Origin of the sequence: Carboxydocella sp. ULO1 (assembly GCF_002049255.1) — a bacterium.
Taxonomy (GTDB): domain Bacteria; phylum Bacillota.
This window is the reverse complement of the sequence record NZ_BDLQ01000009.1, coordinates 1-11944: the sequence shown is the minus strand read 5'-3', so window position 1 is coordinate 11944 and position 11944 is coordinate 1. Positions and strand designations below refer to the sequence as shown.

Genomic DNA, 11944 nt, shown 5'->3' with positions numbered 1-11944 from the left:
ACCGCATGTATATACCGCATACCGAGGCTGAGCGGCGGGAAATGCTGGCCGCTATGGGAGTGAACAGTATTGAGGACTTGTTTGCTGACATTCCGGCGGAAGTGAAAATGCAGCGGCCATTACAGATTCCCGGGTTTAAGAACGAGATGGAAGTAGCTGCCCATTTGCGGGAACTGGCTGCCAAAAACGCCAGCCTGCAGGAATATGTATCCTTCCTGGGGGCAGGGGTTTATGACCATCATATTCCCGGTGCCGTAGATCATATTCTCCTGCGTTCCGAGTTTTACACAGCCTATACTCCCTATCAGCCGGAAATAAGCCAGGGGACGCTGACTGCGATTTTTGAATTCCAGACCCTGATCTGCCAGTTGACTGGCATGGATGTGGCCAATGCTTCTATGTATGATGGGGCTACAGCCACGGCGGAAGCGGCCCTGATGGGCTGTGCAGCCACCCGCCGGCCGCGGATTCTGATTTCCACTGCCGTTCATCCTGAATACCGGGCCGTGGTGAAGACCTATGCCCGGGGCCAGGGGCTGGAAGTGGTGGAAATCCCCTATGAAGACGGAGTAACCTCTGAAGCTGCGTTACAGGAACAACTGGATACATTGGCTGGGGTGGTGATTATCCAGCAACCTAACTTCTTTGGCTGTCTGGAGCAGGGCGAGAGGATTGGTGAGATGGCCAAACAGGCTGGGGCCAAATTTGTGGTTATCGCTGACCCCATTTCCCTGGGACTTTTGACTCCTCCTGGTGAATATGGTGCGGATATCGTGGTTGGTGATGGCCAGCCCTGGGGCAATCCTCCCAGTTTTGGCGGACCTTCTTTTGGCTTTATGGCTGTGAAAGAGGAGATGGTAAGACGGATGCCGGGCCGAATTGTCGGACAGACCGTTGACAATCGGGGCCAGCGGGCTTTTGTTCTCACCCTGCAGGCCCGGGAACAACATATTCGCCGGGAAAAAGCTACCTCCAACATTTGTTCCAACCAGGCTCTCTGTGCGCTGGCTGCCACTATTCACCTGAGTTTGCTGGGCAAGCAGGGGGTTAGGAAAGTTGCCGAATTGAATGTGCAAAAGGCCCACTATCTCTTTGAGGAAATGAAAAAACTTCCCGGCTTTGCACCAGCCTTTACAGCACCCTTTTTCCGGGAATTTGCTATCAAGACTCCTCAATCGCCCCGGCGGATCAATGAAAAGTTGCTGGCCCACAAATTTATTGGCGGTTTGGATCTGGAGTGGGTTTATCCCGAACTGACCAGTACCCAGCTGTGGACAGCCACTGAAAAACGAACCAGGCAGGAAATAGACCGTCTGATCGCAGTGCTGGGGGAGGTGAAGTAAGATGGCCAAACTGATTTTTGAGCTCAGCCGCCCTGGTTGTGTTGGTCATCCCCTGCCGGATTGTGATGTACCTGCCCGGGAGCTGGCTGAACTGTTACCGGGAGTGGAATTAAGAGAAGAAGTAAAGGGCTTGCCGGAAGTGAGTGAAGTGGAAGTCATTCGCCATTTCACCGAGCTTTCCCGTCTCAATCACGGGGTGGATTCTGGTTTTTATCCCCTGGGCTCCTGTACGATGAAATATAATCCTAAAATCAATGAAAATACCGCTCGCTTACCCGGTTTTGCCTGGCTGCATCCCTATCAGCCGGAGGAGTCGATCCAGGGGGCTCTGGAGTTGCTGTACCAGACCCAGGAGTATCTGGCGGAAATCGCCGGTTTGCCGGCAGTGACCCTGCAACCGGCAGCGGGGGCGCACGGGGAATATACCGGGATGATGATCATCCGGGCCTACCATGAGAGCCGGGGGGATAAACGCACCAGGGTGATTGTTCCTGACTCCGCCCATGGCACCAACCCGGCTACTGCCGCCATTTGCGGCTATTCAGTGGTAGCGGTGAAATCCGATGAGCGGGGCTGTGTGGATGTGGAAGCCCTGAAAAAGGTGATGGATGAGCATGTCGCTGCCTTAATGCTGACCAACCCCAACACTCTGGGTTTGTTTGAAGAAAACATCCGGGAAATTGCGGAAATCGTGCATAGCAAAGGCGGTTTGCTCTACTATGATGGGGCCAATGCCAATGCCATTATGGGAATTGCTCGGCCGGGAGATATGGGCTTTGATGTAATGCACTTTAACCTGCATAAGACCTTTTCCACTCCCCACGGGGGCGGCGGCCCTGGTTCCGGTCCGGTAGCAGTGCGGGATTTCCTGGCACCTTTCCTGCCTGTACCGGTTGTAGTGAAAGGCGAGGATGGTTACCGCCTGGATTATGACCGACCCCAGTCCATTGGTAAGGTGCGTTCCTTCTATGGCAACTTCGGGGTGGCAGTTAAGGCCTATACTTACATGCGGGCTCTGGGCGGAGAAGGCCTGAAGGCTGTCAGCGAAAATGCTGTACTTAATGCCAACTACTTGCTCAGTCAGCTGAAACAGCATTATTATCTTCCTGTTGACAGGATTTGCAAACACGAATTTGTGCTCAATTCCAAAAAGCAAAAACCTTATGGTGTCAGAACTATGGATATAGCCAAACGGTTACTGGATTATGGCTATCATCCGCCTACGGTCTACTTCCCGCTGATCGTGGAGGAAGCCCTGATGATCGAACCCACAGAAACGGAGTCCAAACAGACTCTGGATGAATTTATTGCCAGTATGATCAAAATCGCCCGGGAAGCGGAGGAAAATCCGGAGCTGCTGACATCAGCTCCCCATACTACCCCCATTGGTCGGGTAGATGAAGCCCGGGCGGCCAGACAGCCTGTATTGAAATGGGATGGTCAATAATGGAAAAGAAATTACAAACGGCCTGGCAAGTGCGCCAGGCCCATTTTCCCCCCAGAATTTATTTTGACCGCCCCCATGCAACCAAAGGGGTAAGTGTGACCGGCAAGGAATGTGCCCTGAATTGCAGTCATTGCGGTGGGCATTATCTGGAAAAGATGGCTGCTTTGAAACCAGAAATCTTAGGGCAAGCTAAAAGCTATCTGATTAGCGGCGGCTGTGATGGTCAGGGCCGGGTCCCCTGGTCCCGCCAGCTGGATCTACTGCTCCAGGCCAAAGGAAAGAGCCGCTACAACATGCATGTGGGATTGGTGAATGAGGAGGAAATTCCAGCTCTGGCCCGGATTGCTGATGTGGTTTCCTTTGATTTTGTTGCTGATGATGCTACCATCCGCGAAGCCCTGGGCCTGGAAAAAACGGTGGAAGATTATGTCCGGGTCTATCAGGCTCTCAGGCAAAAGGTCAGAGTTTTGCCCCATATTTGTATCGGTTTGCGCGGAGGAGAGGAAAGCGGGGAAGAAAGAGCGCTGGATTTGCTGGCCGAGCTGGGGACCGAGGGACTGGTTTTTATAGTCTTTACCCCGACTCCCGGCACCCGCTATGCCGATCGTCAGCCGCCGCCCTTAGAACGAGTGGTGGATTTGCTGAGCGAGGCCCGTTTGCGTTTTCCTAATTTGCCCATTCACCTGGGGTGTATGCGGCCCAAAGGCAAATATCGGGCCCGGCTGGACGAACTGGCCATCAGGGCCGGGATCAACCGGCTGGTGCAGCCCACCCCGGGAGCTGTTCAGCTGGCGCAAACCCTGGGACTGGAGATAGTCTACGGGGAGGAGTGTTGTGTACTATGATCAAGGTTTCAGCGGGTACAGCCCATGTACTGGGGCTAAAACAGCTTAAAACCGATGCCCCTCCCACCACCGCCTATTTGATGGCGGGGGAAAAGTGCAGTCGTTCCTGTGGCTTCTGTCCTCAAGGCCGGGACAGCCAGAGCCGTTCTGATCTCCTCTCCCGGGTGACCTGGCCGGGTTTTCAGATGCAGGAAGTGGTGCCCCGGATTGCTGCTGCTTTTCAGTCCGGGGAGATCAAACGCACCTGTTTGCAAGTGGTTAACAGCCGGGAGGCCTGGCTGCAAACCCGGGAGATGATTGCAGAACTGACACGGCAAACCGATGTGCCCATTTGCCTTTCCTGCACACGCATGGATATGGCTCGGCTGGAGGAAATGCTGGCTGCGGGTGTAGAACGGATTGGACTACCTCTGGATGTAGCCAATCCTGAACTTTATAGCCAGATCAAGGGCGGTTCCTGGGGTGAACAGCTGGCTTTTATCGAAGCTGCCGCCCGAACTTTTCCGGGGCGAATTAGCACTCATCTCATCGTTGGCCTGGGAGAGCGGGAAGAAGAAATTTGCCAGCTGCTGCAGCGTTTTACCGACCAGGGAATAACAGTGGCTCTTTTTGCCTTTACCCCTGTGCCGGGTACAGCTCTGGCAGACCGGCCGCCACCACCGCTGGCCCAGTATCGCCGCATCCAGGCTGCCCACTGGTTAATCAAAAACAAACTGGTCAGGGTAGAACAAATGATTTTTACTGCCAGTGGTCGCCTGGTTTATCTGGGAGCCAGGGAGCAGTTACGGCAATGGCTGGCCTGTGGCAGGGCATTCCAGACCAGTGGCTGTCCAGATTGCAACCGGCCCTATTATAATGAGAAACCAGGGGGTATTATGTATAATTATCCCCGGCCGCTGACTGAAGCAGAGAGAGAGCAGGAACTGGCTTTCCTTTTCAGCAGTCTGAAAACTGAGCCGAAGGAGGAGGAACAGTGCAGTGGCGCTTGATTGATAGTGGCAGCATGGACCCTTACTGGAATATGGCCGTGGATGAAGCCATTCTGGAAGCAGTAGCTGCTGGCCAGGTTCCTCCTACCCTGCGCTTTTATGCCTGGCAGCCTCCCGGGCTGTCCCTGGGGTATTTTCAGCGGCTGCAACAGGAAGTGGACCTGGTTGCCTGTCAGCGGCTGGGAGTAAAAGTAGTGCGCCGCCTGACTGGAGGCAGAGCGGTTCTTCATGAACATGAGCTGACCTATAGCCTGATAGCCCCGCAGGACCATCCGGCGGTTAGCGGTTCAGTTCTGGAATCATATTTAAAGATTTCCCGGGGTCTGCTGACAGGTTTAAAAAATCTGGGGATCGATGCATGTCTGGCAGAAGGTAAAAGCGGAACAGAACCGGCTTCTTCAGCCTGTTTTGATGCTCCTTCCCGGTATGAACTGACGGTAGAGGGCAAAAAATTAGTGGGCAGTGCCCAGACCCGCAAACAGGGAGTGGTTTTGCAGCACGGTTCCATCCTGGTGCGGCTGGAGACGGAGAAACTTTTCGCCTGTCTCCGCTTTCCCAGTGAAGAAATGCGGAGGCGGCTGCTCAGTAATTTTCACCAGCGGGCTATCACTATTGGTGCGATTCTGGGACGGGAACCGGAATATGAGGAACTGGTAAATGCCTTTACAGCTGGCTTTAGCCAGGGCCTGGGTATAGAACTGCAAACGGGTTTGCTTACAGAGCAGGAAAAGGCACAGGCAGCAATGCTGGTAGCGGAAAAATACAGCCAGGAAAGCTGGAACAATTTACGATAACTAATTTTTATTTTTATCATAAGTAATAATTGGGTATAATATGAGCGGGGAGAAGGGGGCTGGGTCCCTCCACGGACTGCAAATCCGCTCGGCCTGGACGTAACCCGTCCGGGGGTTGGTTCGATTCCAACTCTCCCCTCCATACCGGTACTGTTACCGGTATTTTTTTTAACTTGATTATAACAAAAAGTTATTAGCCAGATAATAATAAGTTATTGTATAATTTAACAGAGCATTGTTGATAAGGGGATGGAATAATGGGGAAAACTGGAGTGTTTGTCTGCTGGTGTGGGTCCAATATCGGTGGTGTTGTGAATGTACCGCAAGTGGTGGAAGCTGTACGTTCATTGCCAGGAGTAGTGCTGGCAACAGATCACAAGTATACTTGCTCTGAACCAGGGCAACAGATGATCATTTCGGCTATCCAGGAGCATGGTTTGGAACGGGTGGTAGTTGCTTCCTGCTCTCCACGCATGCACGAGCTTACCTTCCGTAAAACCCTGAAGCGAGCTGGTTTGAATCCATATATGCTGGAAATGGCTAATTTGCGCGAACATTGTTCCTGGATTCATTCTCATCTACCCCAGCTGGCCACAGAAAAGGCTATTGCCCTGGTCAAAAAAGCCATTGCCAAAGTTAGTCGGGCCAAACCGTTGTTTGAAGATTTTTTGCCTATAAATAAAAGAGCACTGGTGATAGGGGGCGGAATAGCCGGGTTGCAAGCTGCTCTGGATATTGCTGAACACGGCTATGAAGTCGTACTGGTAGAAAAAGAGCCAACCATTGGTGGTAAAATGGCAGCTCTGGATAAAACTTTTCCTACCCTGGACTGTTCAGCCTGTATATGTACACCAAAAATGGTGGAGGCAGCCCAGCATCCAAAGATAAAAATTTATACTCTGGCGGAAGTAGCTAAGGTTGAGGGCTATCTGGGCAATTTTACTGTTACCGTTCACCAGAAACCACGGTATATAGATCTGGCCAGATGTTCCGGGTGCGGCATTTGTGAAAGTAAGTGCCCGAGCAAGGTAGCCAGTGAATTTGAACAGGGCCTGAGCATGCGAACAGCCATTTATAGACCTTTTCCCCAGGCTGTACCCAATAAACCGGTTATCGATGCTAGAAATTGCCGTAAAATTCAGGAAAATAAATGTGGTCTCTGTGCTAAAATTTGTCCCAATGGAGCTATTGATTACACTCAACAGGAGGAATTGATCCAGGAACAGGTAGGAGCGATTGTGGTAGCTACCGGTTATGAGCTTTTTGACTGGACCAGATATGAGGAATATGGCGGGGGTAGATACCAGGATGTCATCAGCGGTTTACAACTGGAACGCCTGTTAAATGCATCCGGACCTACCGGCGGCAAAATCCTGCGGCCTTCTGACGGTAAAGTTCCCCGGAGTGTGGTTCTGGTCAAATGTGTCGGTTCCCGGGACTACCGGAAAGGCAAGAGTTATTGTTCCAGAGCCTGTTGCATGTATACTGCCAAACATGCAATGCAAATCAAGGAAAAAATCCCGTCAGCGGAGGTCTATGTCTTTTATATGGATGTGCGAACTGCTGGTAAGATGTATGAGGAATTTTACCTGAGGGCAGTAGAGGAATATGGGGTTAATTACCTGCGTGGCAGAGTCGCCAAAATTTATGAACGAGATAACAGATTGATCGTCTGGGGTGAAGATACCCTCAGCGGGCAGAAGGTAGAAATCGCGGCTGATCTGGTGGTTCTGGCTACCGGAATGGTACCGGCTGCCGGTGCGGAACAGCTGGCCCAGATTTGCAGCTTCGCTGCGGACAGCAATGGCTTTTACATGGAAGCTCACCCCAAATTGAGGCCAGTTGAAACCAATACTGCTGGCATATTTTTAGCCGGTTGCTGTCAGGGGCCCAAAGATATCCCGGACACAGTGGCGCAGGCCAGTGCAGCGGCCAGCAAAGTAACAGCCCTCTTTGCCCAGCAACATCTGGTAACCAATCCGATGGTTGCAGAAGTAAATGAGCAGCTTTGTTCAGGATGTATGCATTGTCAAAGCATATGTCCCTATCATGCTTTAGAGTTCAAGGAAAGCCAGGGGCGATGGGTGACTATGGTAAATAAAGGGCTCTGTCAGGGCTGTGGTGCCTGTACCGTTGCCTGTCGTTCCGGGGCGTTGAATCTCAGTGGTTACACCAATGAGCAATTGCTGGCGGAGGTGGTCTGGGCATGTCAGTAAAGGAATGGCAGCCTAAAATCATTGGATTTTGCTGTAACTGGTGTAGTTATGCCGGGGCAGACCTGGCAGGGATTAGCCGCTTGCAACAACCGCCTAATGTCAGGGTCATCCGGGTGCCCTGTTCCGGCAGGGTAAATCCGCAATTTATTCTTAAAGCTTTTCAGCATGGGGCCGATGGGGTACTGGTGGCTGGCTGTCATCCGGGTGATTGTCATTATGCTACTGGTAACTATTTCACGCGCAGAAGATTTTTGATTTTCAAGCGATTACTGGAATATGTAGGCTATGAACCGGGTCGGTTGAGAGCCCGCTGGATATCAGGAGCGGAAGGGCAAAAATTCGCTTCTACTACCCGGGAAATGGTAGAAGAGATTAAACTGCTAGGCCCCAATCGACGATTGAGGTGAAATTCGATGAATTTGGATTATTTAAAAACGCTGGTAGTAGTGGCTGAATGCAGGAATTTAACGGAAGCAGCTGAGAGATTGGGAGTTTCCCAGCCAGCAGTTACCAAACAGATTAAGGTGCTAGAGGAAAGGCTGAATACCAGACTGCTGATCAGGGGCAAAAAAAATCTGGAATTAACAGAAGCCGGTATTTTGCTGGAACTTTATGGACGGGAGTTGCTTCAGCTCTGGGAGAAGGCCCAGCTGGATTTGTGTAAACTCAGCTGCCAGCAGGCAAAACAGAGGCTAAGGATTGCCAGCATGATTAAAGGCCCTTTTCTGACCTGGTTACTGGAAAATTTTAAGAAGATTTATCCACGGGTCCCTGTTGAACAGGTGGAGGGATCCCTGGATTTTCTAACCGCCAGTAAAGATATTCTGGTTATCAGTGCTGAAAGACTGAAGATCCCGGAGTACACAGGCGAAGCAGTTTATCGAGATAAACTAGTTCTGCTGACAGCTAAAAAACATCCCCTTGCCAGTCTAAAAACCATTAATTTTTATGAACTTGCCCGCCAACGGATTTTTACGCTAAAAGCAAGTTATCCTTTTGCTATGGTTGCGGGTAAACATAACATTAATTGCAGTCAGGTCATCACTCTGGACAGTCTGGATGCTGTTTTAACAGCTGCCAGAACAGGACAGGGCGTAGCCCTGGTGCCGAAAAGGGTGACTCTGGCTTATTACCAGGCTAATATGCTGCTGCAAGAGCTTAAGGTTATAGGCTTTCAGGGGGAATACCAGCTCTGGGCAAATTATCCGGAAAGGGAATTTGCAGCAGCAGCTAGCTTCATGGCTTTTTTAAAAAATTCCCTGACTCAGGAAAAAATCGCCGCTTACTTTGCCAGTTCCGACCAGGGCTCAGAACGAATCCAGACCGGGGTCCAGATGCTAACCCGGGAAAAAAGCTCTTCGATATGCTGATTGTGGAGGCGCACACAGCCATTGGAAACGGCCAGGCCGATTGAAGCGGGATTGTTAGTACCATGAATACCGTATTTACCCCGGGGGACGAAATGAAAGGTTAGCCAGCGGCTGCCCAGGATGCCCCCGGGATTGATTATTTTCTCCAGTATACGAAAATTCCCCTGCGGGGTCGGAGTCTGGGGTTTGCCGATGGCAATAGGGTAGATGGCCAGGGGCTTGCCATTTTGCAGGAGATAAAGTTTGCGGACAGAGAGGGAGATATAGATACCATTCATATCCCTTCCTCCTCTTGTATCTCTTTAAAATTTATGGCACAATATAGGGGCTAGATGCGAAAATGTTGTTACAAGGAGTGGCAGTTGGTGCGCCATAATGGTTTCTATATCTTTCTTGCCATTTTTTTAAGCATCTATGTTTTGCTTAATTATTACGTTGGCCGGCGGGGCTGGCTGCTGTTCAGTTACTGGCTCCCCTGGCTGGACAGAAAGTTTTACTGGGTTGTTTTCTGGTTACTGGCGCTTGCCTATCTAATTGGAAGACTGGGCAAAAGGTTTTTACCCTGGCTGGACAGCTGGGGATTTACTATGCTGGGATCCTGGTGGATGGGAGCATTTTATTATTTACTCCTGAGCTTAATTATTTTTGATCTGATTAAATTTGTACTGGGACGGATGGGTTTATGGCCGAATTCGCTGACACCTATTCTAGGCCTGGGGCTTTTTCTGTTTATTGTCGGGCTGTTAGTCTACGGTTTTTACAATGCCCGCCAGCCAGTGGTGCGTACCTATGCGGTCAATATCAATAAGCCAGGTGGGCAACTGGACAGCTTGAAGGTCGTTATGCTCAGCGACCTGCACCTGGGACGGATCAATCACAAACAGCGTCTGGAACAGGCTGTCCGGCAAATCAATACCATCAAGCCGGACCTGGTGTTACTAGTAGGAGATATTATTGATGAAGATACCGCTCCTTTTATCGAACAAAAGATGGCGGATGCCTTTCGCCAGCTTCATTCCCGCTATGGGGTTTATGCTGTCACCGGTAATCATGAATATATCGGAGGTGAAGCGGAAAGAGCAGTGGCAGCCTTAAGGGAAGCAGGCATTACCGTATTAAGGGATGAGGCTGTATTCGTAGCAAACAGTCTCTACCTGATTGGCCGGGAAGATCAGGTAAAGGAACGATTTACCGGTAAAAAAAGAAAACCCTTGGCGGAAATAATCAAGAACCTGGACCGCCATAAACCCATGCTGCTGATGGACCATCAACCCCGGCAACTGGAGGAAAGTTTAATGGCAGGTATAGACCTGCAGGTCTCCGGACATACCCATCGCGGTCAGCTCTGGCCTAATAATTATTTAACCAGTCGTATCTATGAGGTGGACTGGGGCTATTATCGCAAAGGTTCGTTGCAGGTGGTAGTGTCTTCTGGCTATGGTACCTGGGGGCCACCTTTCCGCATAGGCAATCAGCCGGAAATTGTGGTTTTGCAGCTATCCTTTCAGAAATAAAAAAGGCTTGCTCCGTTAGGCGAGCAAGCCTTTTTTGATGACCAGGGGCAATCCTCCCAGTTTATAGAGGTAGCGGATAGCTACTGCTTCTTTCAGAATATGACCGATCAGGCCGGTGGCCCGGTATTTTTTGACCTTACCCACAGCATAACGGCGTCCCAGGGACGCTACCACTCCCCGATGAATAAATCGGAAGGGAGTAAGGGGTTGCCCTGTCAGCAAGTTAACCAGGTTTTCCCCTACATGCTCAGCTTGCTGTAAAGCGACCTGAGCAGTAGGGGGGAGAGGTTTTCCTTCCGGACCGAATGGCAAAGAACAGTCACCGATGACGAAAATGTTTTCCCAGCCCTGGGCCCGGTTAAATGCATCCACAGGGGTACGGCCTCGCTGAACAGGGAAGCCGCTCGCTTCGACGACACGATTGCCCCGGACGCCGCCGGTCCAGATGATGGTACCGGTGTGGATTTGCCGGCCTGATTTAAGACAAACCAGCTCGGATTCCACGTGATGAATGGGGTCCTGGGTTATAAGTTCGATGCCTTTGGCGGCCATAATTTGAGCTGCCTGTTCACAGAGGAAGGCATCATTGCCCGGCAAAACACAGGGAGCAGCTTCGATATTAATGATTTTGGTTTTTTCGACCGGGATATCATAGCGACGGGCCAGTTCCGGCAACCAGTCGGCCAGCTCAGTAGCCAGTTCTACCCCGGTAAACCCGGCGCCACCGATGACGAAGGTCAGCAGGTGTTTTTGCTCCGGCTCAGCTTTGTAGCGGGCCAGGGCGTTGGCAATGTGAGTATGGATCAAGCGGGCCCCATTTAAACTGTGCAAGGTCAGGGCATTTTCAGCCAGGCCGGGAATGCCGAAATACTCTGGCTCACTGCCCAGAGCGATAATCAGATAATCATAGCTGAGGACAGTGCCATCACTCAGGTGTACTTGCTGGCGTTCCCGATCTATGCTGGAGACAATCCCCTTGTGAAACCGGACCCGGTTTAAATCCAGCACTTCTGCGATTTCTACCCGCACATCTTCAAAATCATTGCGTCCGGCGGCGGGTTCATGGATTTGCGCCAGAAACTGATGGTAAGAGTGTTTATTGACCAGGATTATTTCCGCCTGTTCGGGGGGCAGTTTTTTGGAGAGCTTTTTGGCGCAAATCATGCCTGCATAGCCTGCGCCCAAAATCAGAATACGGGGTTTTGTTTGCATAGTCATTGCCAGACTCCTTTCCGATATGTGAAAGTGTGTACTTGCATTAGTTGTTGCTAACAATTATAACCCCACTATTCCTATTTGGCAAGTATATTTTTAACAATGCTTTTTGCGATGTACCCTTTTTCAGAATGAAAATTGCTAAAAATATTATAAATAAATTTTTTTAAACATTATCATTCAGTTGTTTAGCAAGGATAACGGTATCTCT

At 50.7% G+C, this 11944-nt stretch carries 11 protein-coding genes and 1 tRNA gene; 10 read left to right on the top strand and 2 right to left on the bottom strand.

Annotated features, from left to right (window positions below):
- Positions 1 to 5: 5 nt before the first annotated feature.
- The 9 genes from gcvPA (at position 6) to ULO1_RS02060 (ending at position 9004) form a co-directional block, all read left to right on the top strand.
- Positions 6 to 1343: an aminomethyl-transferring glycine dehydrogenase subunit GcvPA gene (gcvPA, locus tag ULO1_RS02095; protein ID WP_079932889.1), complete on the top strand. Its 1338-nt coding sequence runs from the start codon at positions 6 to 8 to the stop codon at positions 1341 to 1343.
- A gap of 1 nt (position 1344) precedes the next feature.
- Positions 1345 to 2790, top strand: a complete 1446-nt coding sequence (gene gcvPB / locus ULO1_RS02090; RefSeq protein ID WP_078665045.1) for an aminomethyl-transferring glycine dehydrogenase subunit GcvPB — start codon at positions 1345 to 1347, stop codon at positions 2788 to 2790.
- On the top strand, positions 2790 to 3635 hold the full coding sequence (locus ULO1_RS02085) for a radical SAM protein (protein WP_079932888.1): 846 nt from the start codon (positions 2790 to 2792) through the stop codon (positions 3633 to 3635). The genes gcvPB and ULO1_RS02085 overlap by 1 nt, the downstream gene beginning before the upstream one ends.
- Complete coding sequence (locus tag ULO1_RS02080; RefSeq protein ID WP_079907581.1) at positions 3632 to 4624, top strand: radical SAM protein; 993 nt, start codon at positions 3632 to 3634, stop codon at positions 4622 to 4624. Before ULO1_RS02085 ends, ULO1_RS02080 begins: the two co-directional genes overlap by 4 nt.
- Positions 4625 to 4638: 14 nt before the next feature.
- The gene (locus tag ULO1_RS02075) at positions 4639 to 5418 is read left to right on the top strand and encodes a biotin/lipoate A/B protein ligase family protein (RefSeq protein WP_079932920.1); all 780 of its coding nucleotides are present in this window, start codon (positions 4639 to 4641) and stop codon (positions 5416 to 5418) included.
- Positions 5419 to 5464: 46 nt separating this feature from the next.
- A tRNA-Cys gene (locus ULO1_RS14655) sits at positions 5465 to 5560 on the top strand.
- A gap of 115 nt (positions 5561 to 5675) precedes the next feature.
- On the top strand, positions 5676 to 7634 hold the full coding sequence (locus ULO1_RS02070; RefSeq protein ID WP_079932887.1) for a CoB--CoM heterodisulfide reductase iron-sulfur subunit A family protein: 1959 nt from the start codon (positions 5676 to 5678) through the stop codon (positions 7632 to 7634).
- A complete protein-coding gene (locus ULO1_RS02065; protein ID WP_078665049.1) occupies positions 7625 to 8041 on the top strand; it encodes a hydrogenase iron-sulfur subunit in 417 nt (138 codons plus the stop codon). The genes ULO1_RS02070 and ULO1_RS02065 overlap by 10 nt, the downstream gene beginning before the upstream one ends.
- A gap of 6 nt (positions 8042 to 8047) precedes the next feature.
- Positions 8048 to 9004 carry a LysR family transcriptional regulator gene (locus ULO1_RS02060; RefSeq protein ID WP_078665050.1) on the top strand — a complete coding sequence of 319 codons (957 nt, stop codon included), beginning with the start codon at positions 8048 to 8050 and terminating at the stop codon, positions 9002 to 9004.
- On the opposite strand, the gene ULO1_RS02055 is transcribed toward ULO1_RS02060, so the two are convergent.
- Positions 8917 to 9282 carry a L,D-transpeptidase gene (locus tag ULO1_RS02055; RefSeq protein WP_078665051.1) on the bottom strand — a complete coding sequence of 122 codons (366 nt, stop codon included), beginning with the start codon at positions 9280 to 9282 and terminating at the stop codon, positions 8917 to 8919. The genes ULO1_RS02060 and ULO1_RS02055 overlap by 88 nt on opposite strands.
- Before the next feature lie 87 nt (positions 9283 to 9369).
- Here ULO1_RS02055 and ULO1_RS02050 point away from each other — a divergent pair, with 87 nt between their 5' ends.
- The gene (locus ULO1_RS02050; RefSeq protein ID WP_159446590.1) at positions 9370 to 10518 is read left to right on the top strand and encodes a metallophosphoesterase; all 1149 of its coding nucleotides are present in this window, start codon (positions 9370 to 9372) and stop codon (positions 10516 to 10518) included.
- Between the two features lie 15 nt (positions 10519 to 10533).
- Here ULO1_RS02050 and ULO1_RS02045 read toward each other — a convergent pair whose 3' ends face one another.
- The gene (locus tag ULO1_RS02045) at positions 10534 to 11736 is read right to left on the bottom strand and encodes an NAD(P)/FAD-dependent oxidoreductase (protein WP_079907075.1); all 1203 of its coding nucleotides are present in this window, start codon (positions 11734 to 11736) and stop codon (positions 10534 to 10536) included.
- Positions 11737 to 11944: the final 208 nt, after the last annotated feature.